This is a genomic window from Azospirillum lipoferum, assembly GCF_024170005.1.
In the GTDB taxonomy this organism is placed as follows: Bacteria; Pseudomonadota; Alphaproteobacteria; order Azospirillales; family Azospirillaceae; genus Azospirillum; species Azospirillum lipoferum.
The window spans coordinates 395,904-416,918 of record NZ_JALJXJ010000002.1 but is presented as its reverse complement, the minus strand read 5'-3'; the positions used below and the strand labels follow the sequence as shown (position 1 = coordinate 416,918).

General features: G+C 65.9%; 20 protein-coding genes and 1 tRNA gene. 16 read left to right on the top strand and 5 right to left on the bottom strand.

The window, feature by feature from the left end:
• The first annotated feature begins 49 nt into the window (after positions 1-49).
• The 3 genes from lon (at position 50) to J2848_RS05840 (ending at position 3,114) form a co-directional block, all read left to right on the top strand.
• Positions 50-2,464 (top strand): endopeptidase La, encoded by a 2,415-nt coding sequence (gene lon / locus J2848_RS05850; RefSeq protein WP_149230045.1) that lies wholly within the window; start codon positions 50-52, stop codon positions 2,462-2,464.
• Positions 2,465-2,662: 198 nt separating this feature from the next.
• Positions 2,663-2,935: an HU family DNA-binding protein gene (locus J2848_RS05845; protein WP_012974523.1), complete on the top strand. Its 273-nt coding sequence runs from the start codon at positions 2,663-2,665 to the stop codon at positions 2,933-2,935.
• 104 nt (positions 2,936-3,039) lie between these two features.
• Positions 3,040-3,114, top strand: a tRNA-Val gene (locus tag J2848_RS05840).
• A gap of 123 nt (positions 3,115-3,237) precedes the next feature.
• Here J2848_RS05840 and J2848_RS05835 read toward each other — a convergent pair.
• Positions 3,238-4,407: a hypothetical protein gene (locus tag J2848_RS05835; RefSeq protein ID WP_149230046.1), complete on the bottom strand. Its 1,170-nt coding sequence runs from the start codon at positions 4,405-4,407 to the stop codon at positions 3,238-3,240.
• A 133-nt stretch (positions 4,408-4,540) separates the two neighbouring features.
• Complete coding sequence (locus tag J2848_RS05830) at positions 4,541-6,787, bottom strand: type IA DNA topoisomerase (protein ID WP_149230047.1); 2,247 nt, start codon at positions 6,785-6,787, stop codon at positions 4,541-4,543.
• 75 nt (positions 6,788-6,862) lie between these two features.
• On the opposite strand from J2848_RS05830, the gene J2848_RS05825 reads away from it, so the two are divergent.
• The 10 genes from J2848_RS05825 (at position 6,863) to J2848_RS05780 (ending at position 16,285) form a co-directional block, all read left to right on the top strand.
• Positions 6,863-7,624 (top strand): trypsin-like serine peptidase, encoded by a 762-nt coding sequence (locus J2848_RS05825; protein ID WP_149230048.1) that lies wholly within the window; start codon positions 6,863-6,865, stop codon positions 7,622-7,624.
• Positions 7,625-7,718: 94 nt separating this feature from the next.
• Entirely contained in the window at positions 7,719-8,066 is a 348-nt protein-coding gene (locus J2848_RS05820) for a RidA family protein (protein WP_063634880.1), read from the top strand.
• Between the two features lie 229 nt (positions 8,067-8,295).
• Positions 8,296-10,437, top strand: a complete 2,142-nt coding sequence (gene fusA / locus J2848_RS05815; protein WP_149230049.1) for an elongation factor G — start codon at positions 8,296-8,298, stop codon at positions 10,435-10,437.
• Between the two features lie 354 nt (positions 10,438-10,791).
• Complete coding sequence (locus J2848_RS05810; RefSeq protein ID WP_246193686.1) at positions 10,792-11,268, top strand: tetratricopeptide repeat protein; 477 nt, start codon at positions 10,792-10,794, stop codon at positions 11,266-11,268.
• Positions 11,269-11,418: 150 nt separating this feature from the next.
• Positions 11,419-12,825 carry a hypothetical protein gene (locus J2848_RS05805; RefSeq protein ID WP_149230051.1) on the top strand — a complete coding sequence of 469 codons (1,407 nt, stop codon included), beginning with the start codon at positions 11,419-11,421 and terminating at the stop codon, positions 12,823-12,825.
• Between the two features lie 199 nt (positions 12,826-13,024).
• Positions 13,025-13,393, top strand: coding sequence for a 30S ribosomal protein S13 (gene rpsM, locus J2848_RS05800; protein WP_149221948.1), 369 nt, complete (start codon positions 13,025-13,027; stop codon positions 13,391-13,393).
• A gap of 15 nt (positions 13,394-13,408) precedes the next feature.
• Positions 13,409-13,807 carry a 30S ribosomal protein S11 gene (rpsK, locus tag J2848_RS05795; protein WP_012974490.1) on the top strand — a complete coding sequence of 133 codons (399 nt, stop codon included), beginning with the start codon at positions 13,409-13,411 and terminating at the stop codon, positions 13,805-13,807.
• A gap of 136 nt (positions 13,808-13,943) precedes the next feature.
• A complete protein-coding gene (locus tag J2848_RS05790; RefSeq protein ID WP_085089782.1) occupies positions 13,944-14,960 on the top strand; it encodes a DNA-directed RNA polymerase subunit alpha in 1,017 nt (338 codons plus the stop codon).
• 162 nt (positions 14,961-15,122) lie between these two features.
• The gene (rplQ, locus tag J2848_RS05785; protein ID WP_149230052.1) at positions 15,123-15,551 is read left to right on the top strand and encodes a 50S ribosomal protein L17; all 429 of its coding nucleotides are present in this window, start codon (positions 15,123-15,125) and stop codon (positions 15,549-15,551) included.
• Between the two features lie 155 nt (positions 15,552-15,706).
• Positions 15,707-16,285 carry a YqaA family protein gene (locus J2848_RS05780; protein WP_149230053.1) on the top strand — a complete coding sequence of 193 codons (579 nt, stop codon included), beginning with the start codon at positions 15,707-15,709 and terminating at the stop codon, positions 16,283-16,285.
• 14 nt (positions 16,286-16,299) lie between these two features.
• On the opposite strand, the gene J2848_RS05775 is transcribed toward J2848_RS05780, so the two are convergent.
• The gene (locus J2848_RS05775; RefSeq protein ID WP_149230054.1) at positions 16,300-16,572 is read right to left on the bottom strand and encodes a hypothetical protein; all 273 of its coding nucleotides are present in this window, start codon (positions 16,570-16,572) and stop codon (positions 16,300-16,302) included.
• Between the two features lie 124 nt (positions 16,573-16,696).
• Here J2848_RS05775 and J2848_RS05770 point away from each other — a divergent pair, with 124 nt between their 5' ends.
• Positions 16,697-17,086, top strand: a complete 390-nt coding sequence (locus J2848_RS05770) for a hypothetical protein (protein ID WP_149230055.1) — start codon at positions 16,697-16,699, stop codon at positions 17,084-17,086.
• Positions 17,087-17,096: 10 nt separating this feature from the next.
• Positions 17,097-18,416: a replication-associated recombination protein A gene (locus tag J2848_RS05765; protein WP_149230056.1), complete on the top strand. Its 1,320-nt coding sequence runs from the start codon at positions 17,097-17,099 to the stop codon at positions 18,414-18,416.
• 49 nt (positions 18,417-18,465) lie between these two features.
• Here J2848_RS05765 and J2848_RS05760 read toward each other — a convergent pair whose 3' ends face one another.
• Both J2848_RS05760 and J2848_RS05755 read right to left on the bottom strand, forming a co-directional pair.
• The gene (locus J2848_RS05760; protein WP_098739542.1) at positions 18,466-18,693 is read right to left on the bottom strand and encodes a hypothetical protein; all 228 of its coding nucleotides are present in this window, start codon (positions 18,691-18,693) and stop codon (positions 18,466-18,468) included.
• A 202-nt stretch (positions 18,694-18,895) separates the two neighbouring features.
• Positions 18,896-19,753: a cell envelope integrity EipB family protein gene (locus tag J2848_RS05755; protein WP_246193687.1), complete on the bottom strand. Its 858-nt coding sequence runs from the start codon at positions 19,751-19,753 to the stop codon at positions 18,896-18,898.
• Between the two features lie 111 nt (positions 19,754-19,864).
• Here J2848_RS05755 and J2848_RS05750 point away from each other — a divergent pair, with 111 nt between their 5' ends.
• Entirely contained in the window at positions 19,865-20,893 is a 1,029-nt protein-coding gene (locus J2848_RS05750; protein ID WP_246193688.1) for a 2-hydroxyacid dehydrogenase, read from the top strand.
• The last annotated feature ends 122 nt before the right edge of the window (positions 20,894-21,015 follow it).

Genomic DNA, 21,015 nt, shown 5'->3' with positions numbered 1-21,015 from the left:
GTCAGGCCCATTCCGGGCTGGCGGCGATCCATTCATTGAGGCCCTGCCCATGATCGAACTCTCCCGTGGTGCCCTCTACCCGGTCCTGCCGCTGCGCGACATCGTGGTCTTCCCCCACATGATCGTGCCGCTGTTCGTCGGGCGCGAGAAGTCCGTGCGCGCGCTGGAAGACGTGATGAAGGATGACAAGCAGATCCTGCTCGTCACCCAGAAGAACGCCGCGCAGGACGATCCGACTCCGGCCGACATCTACAGCGTCGGCACCGTCGGCACCGTGTTGCAGCTGCTGAAGCTGCCGGACGGGACCGTCAAGGTGCTGGTGGAAGGCGGCCAGCGTGCCGCCATCACCAAGTTCGCCGACAATGAGGAGTTCTTCCAGGCCCAGGCCGAGCTGGTCGAGGAAAAGACCGGCGAGAACCAGGAACTGGAGGCGCTGAGCCGCGCCGTCGTCTCCCAGTTCGAGCAGTACATCAAGCTCAACAAGAAGATTCCGCCGGAGGTGCTGGTCTCGATCAACCAGATCGAGGAAGCCGGCAAGCTGGCCGACACCGTCGCCTCGCATCTGGCGCTGAAGATTCCGGAAAAGCAGCAGCTGCTGGAATGCGCCACCGTGTCGGAGCGTCTGGAGCGGGTCTATGCCTTCATGGAAGGCGAGATCGGCGTTCTTCAGGTGGAAAAGCGCATCCGCAACCGTGTCAAGCGGCAGATGGAGAAGACCCAGCGCGAGTACTATCTGAACGAGCAGCTGAAGGCGATCCAGAAGGAACTCGGCGAGACCGAGGACGGCCGCGACGAATCGGCGGAACTGGAAGAGAAGATCAACAAGACCCGCTTCTCCAAGGAGGCCCGCGAGAAGGCTCTGGCCGAGCTGAAGAAGCTGCGGTCGATGAGCCCGATGTCGGCGGAAGCGACCGTGGTCCGCAACTACCTGGACTGGATGCTGTCCATTCCGTGGAAGAAGCGCACCAAGGTGAAGCGCGACCTGAAGCTGGCCCAGAAGGTGTTGGACGCCGACCATTACGGTCTGGAGAAGGTCAAGGAGCGCATCCTCGAGTATCTTGCCGTCCAGAACCGGATGAACAAGGTCAAGGGTCCGATCCTCTGCCTCGTCGGCCCGCCCGGCGTCGGCAAGACCTCGCTCGGCAAGTCGATCGCCAAGTCCACGGGGCGCAACTTCGTCCGCATGTCGCTGGGCGGCGTCCGTGACGAGGCCGAGGTGCGCGGTCACCGCCGCACCTACATCGGCTCGATGCCCGGCAAGGTCATCCAGGGCATGAAGAAGGCCAAGTCCTCCAACCCGCTCTTCCTGCTCGACGAGATCGACAAGCTCGGCGCCGACTGGCGCGGCGACCCGTCGTCCGCCCTGCTGGAGGTTCTGGATCCGGAGCAGAACGGCACCTTCAACGACCATTACCTGGAAGTCGATTACGACCTGTCCGACGTGATGTTCGTCTGCACGGCCAACACGATGCGCATGCCGCAGCCGCTGCTGGACCGCATGGAGATCATCCGCGTCGCCGGCTACACCGAGGACGAGAAGGTCGAGATCTCCAAGCGCCACCTGATCGAGAAACAGGTGGAGGCGAACGGCCTGAAGAAGGGCGAGTTCAGCATCTCCGACGACGCGCTGCGCGATCTGGTCCGCTACTACACGCGGGAAGCCGGCGTCCGCTCGCTGGAACGCGAGATCGCCAACCTCTGCCGCAAGGCGGTGAAGGAGATCCTGCTGAAGTCCGGCGGCAACGCGAAGGTCGCGGTCACCCGCCGCAACCTGGACAAGTACGCCGGTGTCCGCCGCTTCCACTATGGTGAGGCGGAGTTGGAAGATCTGGTGGGCGTCACAACCGGTCTGGCCTGGACCGAGGTCGGCGGCGAGCTGCTGTCGATCGAGGCCGTCGGCCTGCCCGGCAAGGGCCGCGTCACCACCACCGGCAAGCTGGGCGACGTGATGAAGGAATCGGTCCAGGCGGCCGAGAGCTACGTCAAGTCGCGCGCCATCGCCTTCGGCATCAAGCCGACGCTGTTCGAGAAGAAGGACATCCACGTCCACGTTCCCGAAGGCGCCACACCGAAGGACGGTCCGTCGGCCGGTGTCGCCATGGCCACCTCCATCGTCTCGGTGCTGACCGGCATTCCGGTGCGCAAGGACGTGGCGATGACCGGCGAGATCACGCTGCGCGGCCGGGTGCTGCCGATCGGCGGCCTGAAGGAGAAGCTGCTGGCCGCTCTGCGCGGTGGCATCAAGCATGTGCTGATCCCGAAGGACAACGAGAAGGATCTGGCCGACATCCCGGACAACGTGAAGCGCGGGTTGGAGATCATGCCCGTCGGCACGGTGGACGAGGTGCTGCGCAACGCGCTGGTCCGTCCGCTGGAGCCCATCGAATGGACCGAGCCGGAGGTCGATCCGGCCGCGGCGAAGGCCCAGGAGAAGGGTGCCGACGGCGAGGCTCTGCGTCACTGATCCGGCACCGGCGGTTGCGACGGGCTCGTGACCGCCGCCGGATGGCGTGACTTTTGGGACAAGAACGGCTTTGCCGCCCGTCGGGAATTGACGGGCGGCAAGCGCTGTGCTTATCCTTTGCTTCCAAAAAGTCGTGGACGAAAAGTCCAGGGGCGGCTTTTGTCTTTCAGTATTTGCTGAATTTCGAAGGGGGATTGCGTGAACAAGAACGATCTCGTGGCGCATGTTGCCGAAGCGTCCGGTTTGTCCAAGACCGACGCCACGAAGGCCGTCGACGCCGTGTTCGACAGCATCGCCGAATCCTTGAAGAACGGTGATGAGGTTCGTCTGGTCGGCTTCGGCACCTTTGCGGTGGCTGAGCGCCCCGCGACTGAAGGCCGCAACCCGCGCACCGGCGAGAAGATCGATATCCCGGCGTCCAAGCAGCCGAAGTTCAAGGCCGGCAAGACCCTGAAGGACGCCCTGAACTAAGCGCTTATCGGCGCTTGAAGTTTCCGGCCCGCTCAGGGCATAGTGCGGCCGGCCGGGCATCCACCCGGCCGGTTTGCCTTTGAGTGCAAGGCCTTGTCCAGTTCGGGCGATTAGCTCAGCGGTAGAGCGTCTCGTTTACACCGAGAATGTCGGGGGTTCGATCCCCTCATCGCCCACCAATCTTTTCAATGACTTAGCTGCCGTGTCAGAGCCCCTGCGAGGGGCTTTTGTCGTATCCGGGTAATAGCTGGGTAACAGGCTTCAACGCTGGGGAGCGCCCGACGAGGCGCTCCGCCGGCCGTTCACTGCTCGCCGCAGCCGTTCGGCTGGTCCTTCATGCCGACATAGCCCTGCTTCGCGTCGTACAGGAACTGGTACTGGCGCAGGAAATGGCGGCCGGTGTTGATGAAGGGTGGGCGCTTGTCGGTGCTCCAGGGGATCACTTGCTGCGGCTCGTTCGGTGCGCCGGCGCCAACGATGAAGGCGTCGACGGCTATAGGGTTGGCGGCGTCCGGAATGTTGACGGCCACGGAGGTGCGGGGCGCCAGAACGCCGACCGACTTGTTGGGTTCGCTGGCGTCCGGCTGCTGCACGGTGTCGAATCTGATCGCGGGCGGCAGCGTCAGGTAGCTCTGCGGGATGCCGGTATCGACCAGAATGTTGGCGGGCGTGCAGATCGGGCCGCTGGCGTCGCGGTTCAGCTCCGGATTCACCGTGATGCAGCCGCGCGGCATCATCCAGTCGCCGGGATACTGCGCATAGGCCTCCAGCTTGGCGAAGCGGAAGCCCGCCGTGTTGTCGGCGGTCAGCCCGACCTGGATTCCCTGGCGGCCGATGATGTAGCCCGCGTTCAACGATCCGTTGGCAATGGGCTGGCCGTTCACGCTGCGCAGGTTCAGCAGGACGTTCTTGTCCGGCGTGCCCTGCGGCTGGAAATCCGCCTCCTGGCCGAAACCGACGCCCATGTAGAGGACCGGCTTGGCGGGGGCCGGCAGACCGGGGCAGATCTGCTGGTCGGTCTGGTAGCTGTCGCAGGTGCCGGATTTCTCCACCCCCAGGATGAAGACCTCCGACGTCGCGACCGGCTTGCTGGCGCGGTCGTACAGGGTGACCGTCATCGGCACCCAGGTGCCGACCCACAGCACCTTGCTGCTTGATAGGAACTGTGTGCCCGGTTTGGCGCCCGGCGCCGTCTTCAGCGTCTCGTAGTTCGGGATATTGCTGGCGGAGATGGCGACGCCGACCGATCCGGTGTCCATCGTCACCGTGTGGATGGTGCTGTCGCCGGCGATGCTGAAATTCAGCTTCGGCGGATCGGTGAAGGACACCGATTGGAAATTCGCGAAGGGGATGCACTGCGTCACGCCGGTGCCGCCGTAATTGGGCAGGCTCTGAGCCAGGGCAGGGGCAGCCGCGACCAGAGTCAGCGCGGCGGCGGTGACGGTGCGCGAGATCCGACTGGAAAACCTCATGGGAAGTGCTCAGCAATGATTGAGACTGCCCTGAGAATCACCGGCCAATCGAGGCCCGTCCAGCAATCAATATTGCCAAAATCGGGCAAATCTTCGGGGAGTCGCAACCTTTGACGCGGCCGTTGGAGAGCGGTCAACGGGCATGTTGATCCAGGAAACTCCGGCACTGGTCGAAGTCGCGCAGGCAGGGATCGGGGAGGGCGATGCCCTTGCGCTCCGCCAGACTGCGGGCGAAGGCGACCATGCGTTCGGTCGGTTCGCGGCGCCGCCGCGCCTCCGGTGGCGGCGTGTCGGCGGCCAACGTGCCTTCCGCAACTGCAGCCGCCGGAGGCGGGCTGACCGTGGTCTTGCGGCTGCGCCGCGGCTTCCCCGCCGGCTCGCCATCGGTGGGCGTCGCGGCCTTGCGCGTCCGCCGGCGCGCCGGCTTCGTGGCGTCACCGGTCGCCGCAGCGGTGTTGCGTGCCGCCGCACTTCGCCCCGCCGTGCTTCGCCCTGCCGTGCCCCGGCGGGCGAACCGCGCCTTCGGGGCGGGCAGGCCGAGGTCGAGCGCGACGCCGCGTTGTCCGACCAGGGTCCCGATCAGCCGGTCGGCCTCGCTGGCTATGGCGTCGATCACCCGGCGGAAATCGGCGCGGCCGGTCACCACCTCGTCCAGCTTCATTTCCCACAGCGCGGTGGTGCCGGGGTCGACCAGGGTGGGGGCGGCGGCGCGCAGCGTCTCGAACAGGTGCAGGCCGGCCGGCGTAGGCATCAGCCATTTGCCGTCGGCCCCCAGCAGGTTCTGCCTGCGCAGCCCCTTGATGACCTCGGCGCGGGTGGCCGGCGTGCCGATTCCCTTGGCCTCCTTCAGCCGGTCCCGCAGGGCCGGATCCTCGACGAACCGCCAGGCGTTCTGCATCGCGTCGACCAGCGTGCCTTCATTGTAGCGCGGCGGCGCCTGGGTGCGTTTGGCCTCCACCTTGGGATCGCTCAGCGTCGCCGGTTCGCCGTCGGTCAGCGGCGGCAGGGTCTGCTCGGCCTCCTCCTCCGGCTTGCCATCGGACTCGGCGGAGCCGAAGGCGGCCTTCCAGCCCAGCTTCAGCGGGATGCGCCCGACCGCACGGAAGGCAACCGGCTTGTTGTCGACGGGGACCGGCATGGTGACGCTGGTCTGACGATACTCGTAATCCGGCATCACCGCGGCGAGGTAAGAGCGGCAGATCAGCGCGAACAGCCGCTTCTCGTCGTCGGTCAGCCGGACCAGCCGCGATTCCAGGTCGTCCAGCACATTGACGTTGGGGATTACCGCATGGTGCGAGACGCCTTCCAGCGCCTTGTCGCAGAAATGGCCGGACTTGCCCTTGCGGATCACCGGGCGGGCAATGTCGAGGTGGGCGAAGCCGCGCAGCCGGGTCAGCGCCGCGACGATGGCCGGCGCATCGGCGATCTGGTTTTCCGACAGATACCGCGCCTCGGCACGTGGATAGGTGATGAGCTTCTTGCCGTCGCCGTCATACAGCTCCTGCGCCACCGCCAGTGTGCGGTCGGCGGTCCAGCCCCAGCGCTGGCCGCAGGTCTTCTGCAACGACGGCAGGTCGTACAGCTTGGGCGGCGCCTGCCGCTTCTCCTCCACCGTCACGGTCAGCGGGCCACGGTGATTGTCGGCTGCGCGGGCGATCGCCTCGGCGGCGGCGCGGTCCTTGATGCGGTCCTTCGGTGCCGGGGCGTGGCGCATCTGGAAGCTGCCCTCCGCCACGGTGGCGGTCGCCACCACCTCGAAATAATCCTCGGGCTTGAAGTTGCGGATCTCCAGCTCGCGCAGGCAGACGATGGCCAGAGTAGGGGTCTTCACCCGGCCGATGCCGATGACGCCGCGGGTGCCGGGGGCGAGCAGGGTCTTGGTCGCCGTGCGGGTCAGCGACAGGTTGAAGATCTGGTCGGCCTGCTGGCGCGCCACCGCCGCCTCGTAGATCGGCCGCATGCTGTCGTTCGGCTTCAGCGCGGCGAAGGCATCGCGCAGGGTCTTGGGATCCTGGGCTGTGAAAAGCGCGCGCCGCACCTTGCCGCGATAGCCGACATGCTCCAGGATCTCCTGGCCGATCAGCTGGCCTTCGCGGTCGCAGTCGGTGGCGAGGATCACCTCGTCGCAGGCGCGCAGTGCGGCGGTGATCGCCTGCAGCTTCGCCGCCTTGTTGCCGCCCTGGTCGGGGCGGGTGGGATAGAGCCCATCGGGCTTCAGCAGGGTCGGCGACCAGCGTTTCCAGGCGGGATCGACCTCGTCCGGTTCGGCAAGCCGCAACAGGTGGCCCTCGGCCGGCAGGATGCGGCCGTAGCGGTCGCCCAGGGCCGCGCGCAGGTCCTTCGCCTGACTGGATTTCTCGGTGATGATCAGCGTCGCCATGCGCCGGAGGATACGGGATTGAGGGAAACGGAGCAAGAACATGCGTGCGGCCGGCACCGCCTTCGGCTGGACCTTGTGGCAGCCGCCGCACTTGCCTTCGCGCTCCTGGCCGGCATGCCTGCGGCCCATGCGGAACGGCCGCTGTTGCCCGGTGTCGGGCCGGGTGACCGGCGGACACCCGTCGATGCGACTGCGGATCCCTGGCGCAGCGTGGTGCGGGTGCAGACCAATCTCGCCGGGCGCTGTACCGGGGCGCTGGTCGGGCGGCGCACCGTGGTCACCGCCGGCCATTGCCTGTTCAATCCGCGCACCCGGCGCTTCCTCCAGGCGTCGTCGCTGCATGTGCTGTTCGGTTACGACCGGGGGGAGTTCAAGCGCCATGTCGCGGTGGCGCGGGTGGCGACCGACCCGGCCTACGATCCGGCTGCCGCGACGCCGATGATCGCCGCCGACTGGGCGGTGCTGACCCTTGCCGAGCCGGCGCCGGAGTCGGTGCCGCCGCTCCCCGTCAGCGTTGAACCGTTGCAGGCCGGTGCGCCGCTGATGCTTGGCGGCTACAGCCAGGACCGGGCGCAGATCCTGATGGCCGACCGCAAGTGCCGCCTGCTGGGGGAGAGCGGCGGGCTCCTTGTGCATGATTGCGACGCCACGCGCGGGACCAGCGGCGGGCCGCTGCTGGCGAGGACGGCGGACGGAGCGGGGGGGAATGGCAGGGGATGGGCGGTCGCCGGAGTCGGCGTCGCCGCCGGGAACGCGCCGGCCGTGCGCAATTTCGCGGTCCCGTCCGCGCGTTTCGCCGCACTTTTGGCGAAGGATACCGCTGCGGGTCAGCCCTGAGCGGCGGATGCGCATTTTTTTCTTCGCGGACGGCCCCGAATGGCATAGACGTACCCGCGTCTTTTTCAGCCCCGGAACCCGGAGTCTTTCCGCAATGTCGATCCAGCGCTTCCACACCGGACCGCGCATGAGCCAGATGGTTGTCCACAAGGACACGGTCTATCTCGCCGGTCAGGTCGCCGACGAGCCGACGCCCGACGTCGAACGTCAGACCATCCAGATCCTGGCCCAGATCGACGCCCTGCTGGCGGAGGCGGGCAGCGACAAGAGCAAGCTTTTGTCGACCACCATCTATCTGGCCGACATCGCCAGCTTCGGCGCGATGAACAAGGCCTGGGATGCCTGGGTCGACCCGGCCAATCCGCCGGCCCGCGCCACGGTGGAAGCCAAGCTGGCGGCGCCGCAGTATCTCGTTGAAATTCAGGTCACCGCTGCTAAATAAGGCGGCGGAAACGGGGCGACCCGGCAGCCTCGGTTGGGGTGTGCCGGCGTGGCCCGAACGCTGTGAGGGCCGCGCGCTTCAATATTCCGACAAATTGCTTGTCGGTTTACGGAATGTTAATGACGCCTTAACAGATCGCCCGTAAAACCCCGACCAACCTCTGCCGCCGAAGCGGACGACCCCTGACGGTCGCGCTTCGGTTGTCGCGTTACTGCAATGGAACCGCAACATGCCGCGCCAAACGCCACTGTCTGACATTCGGAACATCGGCATCATCGCCCACGTCGACGCGGGCAAGACGACGACCACCGAACGCATTCTGTACTACACCGGTCGCAAGCACACGATCATCGACGTCCACGAGACGAAGGATCTGAAGACGTCGACGACGACCGACTACATGGAGCAGGAGCAGAAGCGCGGCATCACCATTCAGTCCGCCGCGGTTTCGGCCTTCTGGCGCGAGAAGAAGATCAACGTCATCGACACCCCGGGCCACGTCGACTTCACCATCGAGGTGAACCGCTCGCTGCGTGTGCTCGACGGTGCGGTCGTGGTGTTCGACGGCGTCGCCGGCGTGGAGCCGCAGTCGGAGACCAACTGGCGTCTGGCGGACAACTACAACGTTCCGCGCATCTGCTACGTCAACAAGATGGACCGCTCGGGCGCCAACTTCCAGCGCTGCGTCAGCATGATCAAGACCCGCCTGAACGCGCGTCCGGTCTGCATCCAGGTCCCGCTCGGCTCGGAAGACAACTTCCGCGGCATGGTCGACCTCGTCGAGATGAAGGCCTATGTCTGGTTCTCCGACGACAAGGACGCCAAGTGGGAGATCTGGGAGGTCACCGACGATCTCGCCCAGAAGCTCAACCTGTCGGTCAAGGAAGACCTCGACAACATCGCCCTGATCCCGTCGCTGCGCGCCGAGCTGGTCGACACTGCCCTGGAGCAGGACGACGCGGCGATGGAAGCCTATCTGGAGACCGGTGAGGAGCCGTCGGCCGACGTGCTGCGCGCCTGCCTGCGCAAGGGCACCATCAAGAGCGCCTTCACTCCGGTCCTCTGCGGCTCGTCCTACAAGAACAAGGGCGTCCAGCAGGTTCTGGACGCGGTCGTCGACCTGCTGCCGGCCCCAACCGACGTCGAGGCCATCAAGACGGTGGACGAGGACGGCAACCCGAACGGCGAGCGTCTCAGCTCCGACGACGCGCCCTTCTCGGCGCTGGCCTTCAAGGTGCTGAACGACACCTACGGCTCGATGACCTTCGTCCGCGTCTATTCGGGCGTGCTGACCAAGGGCATGTCGATCCTCAACTCGACCCGCGGCAAGCGCGAGAAGATCGGCCGCATGGTCGAGATGTACGCGAAGGACGCCAACCCGATCGAGGAAGCCCGCGCCGGCGACATCATCGCGCTCGTCTCCCTGCAGGAAACCGAGACCGGTGACACGCTGTGCGACGCCTCCGCGCCGGTCATCCTGGAGCGCATGCGCTTCCCCGACCCCGTCATCAGCGTCTCGGTCGAGCCGAAGACCAAGGGCGAGCAGGAGAAGTTCTCGATCGCGCTGGGCAAGATGGTCCGCGCCGATCCGTCGCTCCGCCTGGAGACCGACCGTGAAACCGGCCAGACCATCCTGCGCGGCATGGGCGAGCTGCACCTGGAAGTGACGCTCGACCGCATGCGCACGGAGTTCGGCGTGGAAGGCAACATGGGCAAGCCCCAGGTCGCCTACCGCGAGACGATCACCAAGTCGGTCGAATACACCTACACCCACAAGAAGCAGACCGGCGGTTCGGGCCAGTTCGCCGAGGTGAAGATCATCTTCGCGCCGCGCGAGCGGGGCGAAGGCTTCGAGTTCCTCGACGAGACCGTCGGCGGCACGGTTCCGCGCGAATATGTCCCGTCGGTCAAGAAGGGCCTGGAGATGCAGAAGGAAGACGGCGTCCTCGCCGGCTATCCGACGGTCGACTTCAGCGCCCGCCTGGTGGACGGCAAGTACCACGATGTCGACTCGAACGCCCTGACGTTCGAAATCGCCGCCAAGGCCTGCTTCCGCGAGGCCTTGCCGAAGGCCGGTCCGATCCTGCTGGAGCCGGTGATGAAGGTCGAGATCGTCACCCCCGACGATTACCTCGGCGACGTCATCGGCGACGTGAACCGTCGTCGCGGCACCGTCCTGGGCCAGCTGGAGCGTGGGTCGAACATCGCCGTCGAGGCCAATGTCCCGCTGAACGAAATGTTCGGCTACATCGGCCAGCTGCGCGGCATGACCTCGGGCCGTGCGTCCTACTCGATGGAGTTCAGCCACTACGAGCCGGTGCCGCGCAACGTCACCGACGAAATCGTGGCCGGCCGCAACAAGGCCGCCTGATCGCCAGCTCCCAATCATTGGGGCGGCAATCGGGACACATTCCGGTAAAGCTGACGGCCGGCGGAGCGATCCGCCGGCCGTTTGCCGTTTCAGGAGATCGGGACCAGGGCGCCGGGCCATCCGTTCCGGCCAAGCCTGTTGCATGCACCGATGGTATAAGGGGCATAGGTCGGCGGCCTTAAGGCGACATGAGGAGGCCCTCGACCATTTCATTATCGTTTTGCAACCAAAAAATAGTTGGCAGCCTGTCAAATTCGTGCCCAAATTTGGGGCATGACGATTCGACGCTTCTTTTCCTTGACTGTGCTTTTGACGCTGACCCTCGGGGTTCCGGCCGGGGCAGGGCAGGGGAACATGCGTCTCGACAGTCTTTTCCAGGCTTTGCACGCCACCGCCGACGGGGCCTATGCCGAATCGGTGGAGGAGCATATCTGGGACTTCTGGCTGGAGCATCCCGACCCCGCGATGGTGCGGGACATGCGCGCCGGGGTGTTCAGCCTGAACGGCGACGATTACGAGTCGGCCCTGCGTGCTTTCGACGCGGTGGTCGCCCGCGATCCGTCCTATGCGGAAGGCTGGAACAAGCGTGCCGCCGCCCATTACATGCTGGGCGACTACCGCGCGGCCATGCTGGACCTCCACCGGGCGCTGTCGCTGGAGCCCCGCCATTTCGGGGCGCTGGTGGAATTGGGGCTGGTCTATCTGGCGCTGGGCGACGAGAAGCCGGCGCTCCGCGCCTTCGATGCGGCGCTGACGATCAATCCGCATCTCACCCGGGTCCGGGTGCAGGCCGATGCGCTCCGCCGTCGGCCTGTCGGCAGGGACCTCTGACCGGTCAGGCGTGACGCTGATTGTCACGCGCAAATCTTTCCTGAAAAGCGCGCGATAGGGGTATAACCTTCGTCGGTGCGACTGTCGGGCAGTCGCTTTTCATGACCGCACGTCCCTGACCGGCGTGACGGCTCTGCCGACGGGGGCGGGATGTTCGACCATGCGATCCGGGTGATCGGCGAGTTGCGGGTGCTGAGTGCGCTGGGACTGCTCGGTCTGTCCTTCATCCTGCCGCTGACGATCTTCATCGGGCGCAGCAACATCAAGAATGTGCGGCAGAAGATCATCGCCGATCTGGAGTCGGTGTTCCGCATCGAAGGGCAGGATCACGATCAGTTGATTCCCTCCTTCGAATTCGCCGCCTACAAGTACCGGGCGCTGCCGCAGGGACCGGACAATACGCAGCGGTCGGAATGGCGGGCCTATTTCTTCCCGGTCCTGGTCTTCATCATGGTGTCCTTCAGCGGATTCCTGACCTCCAGCGGCATGCTGCTGGGCAAGGACCGGCTGGACCATTTCCAGCCCCTGTTCAGCGGCATGACGCTGTATGGCGTCGACAACGTCACGCGGATCGACATGGTGCATTACCAGCTCCAGACCGTGGCGGTGCTGTCCTTTTCCTTCTTCGGCGCCTATGTCTGGTCGATCGACTATCTGATCCGCCGCATCTCCAACTACGATCTGTCGCCGATCTCCTTTCTGCGGGTGACCGGGCACATCATCCTGGCCTGCATTACCGCGGTCACCCTGCATCACGGCTATATGGACATGGCGCAGATGGTGCCGGAACAGGCGGTGGGCGACCGCGTGCCGGAACTGCTGGTCGCCTTTCTGGTCGGCTTCTTCCCCAAGCTGGGGCTGCAAACGCTGCTGAGCCGGGTGCCGCAGCTGCAAATCCGGCGGATCGACCCGCGGGCGCAGAGCTTCATCCGCGAATATCCGATCGACATGATCCTCGGCATCGATGGGGCCATCAAGTTCCGGCTGGCCGAGTTCGAGATCGAGGATGTGCAGAATCTGGCCACCGCCAACCCGATCCTGCTGTTCGTCGAAACCCCCTACGGCATCTATGAGACGATGGACTGGGTGGCGCAGGCGCAGCTGCTCCTGGCGCTCGACCTCGACCAGATCGAGGCTTTGCGCGTCATCAACATCCGCACCATCTTCGATGTCGAACGCTTCATGAGCCGGCCGGAGTCGCGGCCGAGGCTGGCTCAGGCGCTGAACTGCCCGAAGACCGATGGGAAGGGCAATGTGCTGCTGGCCGACCGCGGCATCACGATGGACAACCTCGAATCGGTGGTGCTGGCGATCGGCGAGGATCTGCATGTCCAGCGCCTGCGCCAGATCTGGCGCAACATCGAACTGAAGCTGAGCCTCGACCTGCCGCAGGTGCTGCGCGACCGTGCCATGCTGAAGTCCGGCCGCTCGCCTCTGCGGCCCGTTCCGGTCAATGATGCCGTGGTCGAGGACGGGCCGCGGGACGATGCCGGTTCCGGAGAGGAGCCGGCGACTCCGGCACCTGTCACCGTCCGCCTGCCGGTTCCAGCCGAGTAATGGATAGAGCCCGGGCGCAGCAAGCAATCGGCCTTGACAAGTTCCGAGGTTTTTCTATAGTCCCACCCTCTCGCTGCCCCGCCGGGGTGGCGGGTAACATTGTGCGTTCCCGGGTCTGGCCTTGTGCCGGGCGGGATTTGCTCGGTGTGTAGGCGGCCCGACGGGCTGCCGTTGAGATATCGAGACTGAGGAGAGTAGCGTGGCGCGTATCGCTGGCGTCAACATCCCCGCGCAGAAGCGCGTGGAGATCGGGTTGACCTACATCCATGGCATCGGCCCCTTCAAGGCCAAGGAAATCTGCGCGAAGCTGGCGATCCCGGCCGAGCGTCGCGTGAACGAGCTGACGGACGACGAAGTCCTGAAGATCCGCGAGACCATCGACGCCGATTACCGCGTCGAGGGCGATCTTCGTCGTGAAGTCGCCATGAACATCAAGCGTCTGATGGACCTGGGCTGCTACCGTGGCCTGCGTCACCGCAAGGGCCTGCCGGTCCGCGGCCAGCGCACCCACACGAACGCCCGCACCCGCAAGGGTCCGGCCAAGCCGATCGCCGGCAAGAAGAAGTAAGAGGACGAACGCAAAATGGCCAAGCCCTCCGCCGCTTCTCAGCGCCTGCGTCGTCGCGAGCGCAAGAACATCACCGCCGGCGTCGCTCACGTGAACGCCTCGTTCAACAACACGATGATCACCATCACCGACGCGCAGGGCAACACCATTGCCTGGTCGTCGTCGGGTACCATGGGCTTCAAGGGTTCGCGCAAGTCGACCCCCTACGCTGCCCAGGTCGCTGCCGAGGACGCTGGCCGCAAGGCTCAGGAACACGGCATGAAGACCCTGGAAGTTGAAGTGAAGGGCCCGGGTTCGGGGCGCGAGTCCGCTCTGCGCGCCCTGCAGTCGATCGGCTTCCAGATCACCTCGATCCGCGACGTCACGCCGATCCCGCACAACGGCGTTCGCCCGCCGAAGAAGCGCCGCGTCTGATTTAGTACAGCCTTCCGCACCCGCGGGGACCAGCCATTCCGGGATAGGGGGCCGCAGCCATCGCGGCCCCCTCAGCATGGGAATGGTTCGGGCCCCGCGGGTTCGTGTTCACCCGATGGCATCTTGAGGTCGATCCGTGCTTCAGAAGAACTGGCAGGAACTGATTAAGCCGAGCAAGCTGGACATCCAGCCCGGTGACGACGCCGACCGCTTCGCGACCGTGGTCGCCGAGCCGCTGGAACGCGGCTTCGGTCTGACCCTGGGCAACGCGCTGCGCCGCATCCTGCTCTCCTCGCTGCAGGGTGCCGCCGTCACGTCGATCCACATCGATGGCGTGCTGCACGAGTTCTCGTCGATTCCCGGCGTCCGCGAGGACGTGACCGACATCGTCCTGAATATCAAGACGATGGGTCTGCGCATGGGCGGCGACGGCCCGAAGCGTATGCGCCTGCGCGCCGAAGGCCCGGGCGAGGTCAAGGCCGGCATGATCGAGACCGGTCCCGACATCCAGGTCATGGATCCGGAACTGGTCATCTGCACGCTGGACAATGGCGCGCGGCTGAACATGGAACTGACGGTCGAGACCGGCAAGGGCTACGTCCCGGCCAGCCAGAACCGTCCGGAAGATGCGCCCATCGGCCTGATTCCGATCGACGCCCTGTTCTCCCCGGTCCGCAAGGTGTCCTACAAGGTCGACAATGCCCGCGTCGGGCAGGTCACCGACTATGACCGCCTGTCGATGACGGTGGAGACCAACGGTTCGGTCAAGCCGGACGACGCGGTGGCGCTCGCCGCCCGCATCCTGCAGGACCAGCTGCAGCTGTTCATCAACTTCGAGGAGCCGACGCACGCCGTCTCCGAGGAGAAGCACGAGGAGGTTCCGTTCAACAAGAACCTGCTCCGCAAGGTGGACGAGCTGGAACTGTCGGTCCGTTCGGCCAACTGCCTCAAGAACGACAACATCGTCTACATCGGCGATCTGGTGCAGAAGACGGAGGCGGAAATGCTCCGCACCCCGAACTTCGGCCGCAAGTCGCTGAACGAGATCAAGGAAGTGCTGTCCCAGATGGGCCTGCACCTCGGTATGGAAATCCCGAACTGGCCGCCGGAGAACATCGAAGAGCTGGCCAAGCGTCTGGAAGAGCCGTACTAAGCATCTCGGCATTTTGCCTGCGCCTTTTCCGTTTCCGGACGGGAAGGGCGCATTTCCCAGGGCCGCCACGGCCCGACCCCTTGGCCGTACCAGCGATACGACTGGGCGGCGGGGTTCACGATCGGCTCCCCGAGGGGGGCCATGCCATGAAGGAGGACCGCCATGCGTCACGGCGTTTCGGGACGTAAGTTCAGCAAGACCAGCAGCCACCGCAAGGCCATGTTCTCGAACATGGCGAACGCGGTGATCAAGCACGAGCAGATCACCACCACCCTGCCGAAGGCGAAGGACCTGCGTCCGATCGTCGACAAGCTGATCACGCTCGGCAAGAAGGGTGGCCTGGCCAACCGTCGTCTGGCTTTCGCCCAGCTGCGCGACAACGAGACGGTGACCAAGCTGTTCACCGTCCTGGCCGACCGCTACAAGGATCGTCAGGGTGGCTACAGCCGCGTCCTGAAGGCCGGCTTCCGCTACGGCGACGCCGCCGACATGGCGGTGTTCGAGCTGGTCGAGCGCGACGTCTCCGCCAAGGGCCAGAACTCCGGCCCGACGCAGGACGCCGCCGAGGCCGAAGGCGAGACCGCCGAGTAACATGGCCGGGCATCGGGCCGGTCTACCGCCCTGTGCGGCATCGGGTCTCAGTATCCCGTGTCGCACAGGACGGAACCGCCGATATCGGTGATATATTAGACCCTTCCTTCGGGGACTTCCCCGAAGGAGGGGTTTTCTCTTATGTGGCCGGTCAAATGTTGCGTTCTCTTTACACGCGCCTCCAGCGCCTGTCCGCCCGCGACGATGCCGTCTGGTGGATGTCGGCGATCTCCTTCGCCGAAAGCTCCTTCTTTCCGTTGCCGCCGGACGTGATGCTGGTGCCGATGTGTCTGGAGAAGCCGAAGAAGCTGTGGTTCTACACCAACATCTGCGCGCTCGCGTCGCTGCTGGGCGGCCTGCTGGGCTATGCGCTGGGCTTCTATCTGTTCGAGAGCATCGGGCGGATGATCATCGACTTCTACAATGCGCAGGAGTCGTTCCAGCATTTCCAGGAGATGTTCGCCGAATTCGGCCCCTGGTTCCTGATCCTGAAGGGGGTGACGCCGATCCCCTACAAGCTGCTGACGATCACCGCCGGATTCGCGCATCTGGACCTGACGGTCTTCATCCTCTGTTCGATCGTCGCGCGCTTCTCCCGATTCTACATGATCGCCATCCTGCTGCACTTCTACGGCCCACAGGTTCAGCAGATCATCGAGAAGCGGCTGATGCTGGTGGCCACCGTCCTGCTGGTCGTGGTGGTCGGCGGCCTGCTCAGCTTCAAGTTCGTCTGATCCTGCTTGCCTGATCAGTCCGGCATGCCCTGGTCCTGGCGGTTGCGCCGGGACGGGGGCAGGGCGTCGCGGTCGGCGCGGTCGCGGCGCACGATCAGGACGATGGCGACCGCCACGAACAGCCCGCCCAGCAGCGGGACGATCATCTCGCCCATGCCGATGTTGGGCAGAGCCAGCACGCGCGAGGCCAGCATGACGAGGCCAAGGACGAGCAGCGCCAGCAACAGCCGCCAGGACCGGTGGCGCTGCCGGTTGCCGGTTGGTCTGCCGTCCGATTCCGGTGTCATTTCAGTCATTCCCTTCTTGCTACGGTTATCGGCATAGTGGGGACCGAACGGGGAATGGTCCAGAGGGGTGTGGCATTCCGCCATGCCCATGGCCGTTCTCACAACAAGAACAATAGGAGCCGTCGTGGCTATGTTCCGTCCGGTCCGTCTCGCCGCCCCGCTTATGGCCCCGCTTGTGGCCCCGCTTATGGCCGTGGCCCTGCTCGGCCTGTCGGCCTGCGCCGATCCGGCCGCGCGCCCCGCCTCCGGCCCGGCGCCCACCGTCACTGTGGTCCCCGGACCGTCCACCCCGCGGGCCAGTGCCGACGACCAGTCGCTGCGGCTCGATGGCGGCACCGGTGCCGGCGCCTCCTGTCAGGTCCAGTGCGAGCGCAGCCACAATGTGTGCATGGATTCGGTCGCGGCCCGCAACCAGGGTGGCATCGACCGCACCGACTCGACACCCTTCAGCCCGACCGACAACTGCAGCTACCAGCTGAAGCAGTGCTACCAGCGCTGCACCTCGGTGCGCTGAGGCAGCGGTCATGGCGAAACGCGGCGAGTCGGGCGGGGATGCCGGACTGTTCGAATCGGCGGCCCCCCGTCCGCTCGCCGACCGGTTGCGCCCGCACACGCTGGACGAGGTCGTCGGGCAGGATCATCTGCTGAAGCCCGACGGGCCGCTCGGCCGCATGGTGGCGGCTCGGCGGCTGGCCTCCATGATCCTGTGGGGACCGCCCGGCTGCGGCAAGACCACCATCGCCCGCCTGCTGGCCCACAGCACCGACCTGCATTTCGAACCGCTGTCGGCGGTGTTCTCCGGCGTCGCCGACCTGCGCAAGGTCTTCGACGCTGCCCGCGCCCGCCGGGTGGCGGGGCAGGGCACGCTGCTGTTCATCGACGAGATCCACCGCTTCAACCGCTCGCAGCAGGACGGCTTCCTGCCCTTCGTCGAGGACGGCACCGTCACGCTGGTCGGCGCCACCACCGAGAATCCGTCCTTCGAGCTGAACGCCGCCTTGCTGTCGCGGGCGCAGGTCTTCGTGCTGAACCGGCTGGACGACACAGCACTGGAAAAGCTGCTGTCGCGGGCGGAGGCGGAGATGGGCCGGCCGCTGCCGCTCGATGCCGACGCGCGCGCCGCCGTGAAGGCGATGGCCGACGGCGACGGCCGCTTCTGCCTGAACCTGTGCGAGGAGCTGTTCGCGCTGCCGGGCGAAAGAGTGCTGGACACCAACGCGCTCGCCGCCACCATCCAGCGCCGTGCCCCGCTCTACGACAAGTCGCAGGAGGGGCACTACAACCTCATCAGTGCGCTGCACAAGTCGCTGCGCGGCTCGGACACCGATGCGGCGCTCTACTGGTACAGCCGCATGTTGGACGGTGGCGAGGACCCGCGCTATATCGCCCGCCGGCTGACCCGCTTCGCGGTGGAGGATGTCGGTCTGGCCGACCCCAACGCCCTGACCCAGGCCATCGCCGCCTGGGAGGCCTACGAGCGGCTGGGCAGCCCGGAGGGCGAACTGGCCCTGGCGCAGCTGGTGATCTATCTGGGGACGGCGCCGAAGTCGAACGCCGGCTATACCGCCTACAAGGCGTCGGTTCGGGCGGCGAAGGAGACCGGTTCGCTGATGCCGCCCAAGCATATCCTGAACGCGCCGACCAAGCTGATGAAGACCATCGGCTACGGCAAGGGATACGAATACGACCACGACACGGCGGAGGGCTTCTCCGGCCAGAATTATTTCCCCGAAGGGATGGCGCGGCGCGAGTTCTACCAGCCGGTGGAGCGCGGCTTCGAACGCGACCTGCGCAAGCGGCTCGATTATTGGGCCAAGCTGCGCGAGCGGCGCGGGGAGGAGTAGGAGGCGGACGCCGTGCCGAGATTCGACAACGCCCGCTCGACTGCAGCTCCTACGCCGCCATCCCATCCGCCGGAGCCGAAGCGATCAGCCGGTAGTGGCTGGTGTCGGCGAGGACCGAGCAGCTCAGGGTCTTCGACACGCCCTCGTCTTCGGTGCTGACGACGCGGGCATGGGGGATGCCCAGCAGGTTGACCGTTGCCGTCACCCGCCAACCGCGGCCACCGGCACTGCCAACCGGTTGGAAAACCTGCCCGATCTGGACATGCTTCTTGCTCATGACGGAAAACCCTCGGACGGCCGGTCGCCCAATGGAGTCGACCATGGGGTCGCCGGCCTGTTGCGCAAATTCAACCGACAGTTAAGCGCAGCAACGAGTCGCGATCAACAGGGAAACCGTCCCACATCCCACAGGCCGGTAAAAGCAGGGTGAAATGTCACGGCCGCCCCCCTCGGTCCGCTCCCCTTGGCCGCCCGGCCTCTCAGCAGCCCGATTTCGGCAGGGCCTCGATCTTTTCCAGCACGGCGTTGACGGTGAAGTCGCCGTAGTCGATCTGCATGGATTCGGCGATGCCGTTTTCCAGCAGATGCAGGCTCATCTCATATTCCGGCTGGGCGGAATCGCTCTGCACCGGGAAGAAGGCCATGCGGACCGGCCAGGCCTTGCCCACCTTCAGCAGCGGGTCCTTGGCTGCGTCCTTCGGTGCGCCCGGCTTGCCGACGACGGTCGACACCTCGGTCGGCCCCTCCGCGTCCGACCCGTCGAAGATGGTGCGGGCGAAGAAGGGTTCCTTCCGATCGGCATGGTCGAGGATCGCCAGCGTGTGGGCGGTCGGGAACATGGTGCCGGCCGGCAGCTCCATCTCCTGCGGTTCGGGCTTGGTGAACTGGGCGCTGCCGGCGCCGTCGGCGCTCAGGTTGGCCTCGCCGCGCACCTCCTCGTCGACCTCGCCATTCACCAGCTTGCGGACGTTGAAGCGGTAGCGCAGGCCGTTCTTCGCCTCCCACGTCGTGTAGTTGGTGTTCATCGCCATATCCTCGCCTTCGCTGTAGACGAAGCGCAGCTGGAAGCGCTGCTCCGTCGTCCAGCCGTCGCAGGCGTCGGCCCATTCGAACATCATGCGGCCGCGGACGTCGCTGACCTTCGATCCGTTGCGGGCCGATCCCAGCGACATGGCGTAGATCGCCCGGTGGGGCTGGATCTTGACCGCCACCGCCGCCAGCGAGGTCGCGGCCGGCTGAGCCAGGGCAGGGGAGGCCGCGAGGAGCGCACCGGTGGAAACGGCGGCTGCGAGGACCGCGCCAACGGTTGCCGGAAAGGCGGAAAGACGGTCGAGCAAGACAGGATCCACAGGTGATTGACGGCTCTTGGTGGAGTATGGGTGTTTTTGCCGCGGTCCGAAAGGCCCGCCACCCGAGAATGTCCTAATCAATGGAAGGGAACCGCCGGAATGACAAGCCCTGCCGAGGTGCAGCTCGTGACGCAGTCGGACAGTCCCGCCTCACGCCCCCCTGCCCGCCCGGTGCTGCTGCTGACCCGCCGACTTCCCGACGCGGTGGAGGCGCGGGCGGCGCGCGACTACCGGGCGGAGCTCAATCCGGAGGACCGCGCCTTCAGCGGAGCGGAGATCGCCGCCCGCGCGGCGGAGATCGGGGCCGACGCCGTGCTCTGCTGTGCCGGCGACCGGCTGGACGCCGCCGCCATCGCGGCACTGCCCCAAAGTGTTCGGGTACTGGCGACCTTCTCGGTCGGCACCGACCACATCGATCTGGAGGCGGCGCGGGCCCGCGGCCTGACCGTCACCAACACGCCGGACGTGCTGACCGACGCGACCGCCGACATTGCGCTGCTCCTGCTGCTGGGTGCGGCGCGCCGTGCGTCCGAGGGCGAGCGGATGATCCGCGCCAACGCCTGGACCGGCTGGACCCCGACCCAGCTGATGGGCACCCATGTCGGCGGCAAGCGGCTCGGCATCATCGGCATGGGCCGCATCGGCCAGGCGGTGGCGGCCCGCGCCCGCGCCTTCGGCATGACCATCCATTACAGCAACCGCCGCCGGCTTCCGCCGGAGCTGGAACTGGGCGCCACCTATCACGCCGATCCCGAGGCGATGCTGCCGGTGTGTGATGTTCTGTCGCTTCACTTCCCCGCCACGGCGGAAACCCGACATTGGCTGAACGCGGAGCGGATCGAACGGCTGCCGCCGGGCGCCATCCTGATCAACACCGCACGCGGCACGGTGGTGGACGACGGCGCGGTGATCGACGCGCTGAAGCGTGGACGGCTGGCCGCAGCCGGGCTCGACGTGTTCGAGAACGAGCCGAACCTGAACCCGGGCTACCGTGACCTGCCCAACGCCTTCCTGCTGCCGCATCTGGGCAGTGCCACGGTGGAGACGCGCAACGCCATGGGATTCAAGGCATTGGACAATGTCGACGCGGTGACGGCCGGTCGGCCGGCGCCCGACAGGGTGGTGTGAGGCCTCTGCACAAAGCTGTTGCCCCAAGCCCTTGAAAGGTACGCGAAGCCTTCCCAGGGCTTGGTTTTTAGATGTCACCCTCTGCCGAAGATTTTTCCGGCAGCGAGCGGCGGCCTCGTCAC

What these genes read in the sequence shown, in the direction of transcription:
- J2848_RS05775 (WP_149230054.1), bottom strand. Translation starts at nt 16,572, where the DNA reads ATGACACCGGAATCGGACGGCAGACCAACCGGCAACCGGCAGCGCCAC.
- J2848_RS05780 (WP_149230053.1), top strand. Translation starts at nt 15,707, where the DNA reads ATGTTGCGTTCTCTTTACACGCGCCTCCAGCGCCTGTCCGCCCGCGAC.
- J2848_RS05830 (WP_149230047.1), bottom strand. Translation starts at nt 6,787, where the DNA reads ATGGCGACGCTGATCATCACCGAGAAATCCAGTCAGGCGAAGGACCTG.
- J2848_RS05805 (WP_149230051.1), top strand. Translation starts at nt 11,419, where the DNA reads ATGTTCGACCATGCGATCCGGGTGATCGGCGAGTTGCGGGTGCTGAGT.
- J2848_RS05750 (WP_246193688.1), top strand. Translation starts at nt 19,865, where the DNA reads ATGACAAGCCCTGCCGAGGTGCAGCTCGTGACGCAGTCGGACAGTCCC.
- J2848_RS05820 (WP_063634880.1), top strand. Translation starts at nt 7,719, where the DNA reads ATGTCGATCCAGCGCTTCCACACCGGACCGCGCATGAGCCAGATGGTT.
- J2848_RS05835 (WP_149230046.1), bottom strand. Translation starts at nt 4,407, where the DNA reads ATGAGGTTTTCCAGTCGGATCTCGCGCACCGTCACCGCCGCCGCGCTG.
- rpsK (WP_012974490.1), top strand. Translation starts at nt 13,409, where the DNA reads ATGGCCAAGCCCTCCGCCGCTTCTCAGCGCCTGCGTCGTCGCGAGCGC.
- J2848_RS05810 (WP_246193686.1), top strand. Translation starts at nt 10,792, where the DNA reads ATGCGTCTCGACAGTCTTTTCCAGGCTTTGCACGCCACCGCCGACGGG.
- fusA (WP_149230049.1), top strand. Translation starts at nt 8,296, where the DNA reads ATGCCGCGCCAAACGCCACTGTCTGACATTCGGAACATCGGCATCATC.
- J2848_RS05760 (WP_098739542.1), bottom strand. Translation starts at nt 18,693, where the DNA reads ATGAGCAAGAAGCATGTCCAGATCGGGCAGGTTTTCCAACCGGTTGGC.
- rplQ (WP_149230052.1), top strand. Translation starts at nt 15,123, where the DNA reads ATGCGTCACGGCGTTTCGGGACGTAAGTTCAGCAAGACCAGCAGCCAC.
- J2848_RS05765 (WP_149230056.1), top strand. Translation starts at nt 17,097, where the DNA reads ATGGCGAAACGCGGCGAGTCGGGCGGGGATGCCGGACTGTTCGAATCG.
- lon (WP_149230045.1), top strand. Translation starts at nt 50, where the DNA reads ATGATCGAACTCTCCCGTGGTGCCCTCTACCCGGTCCTGCCGCTGCGC.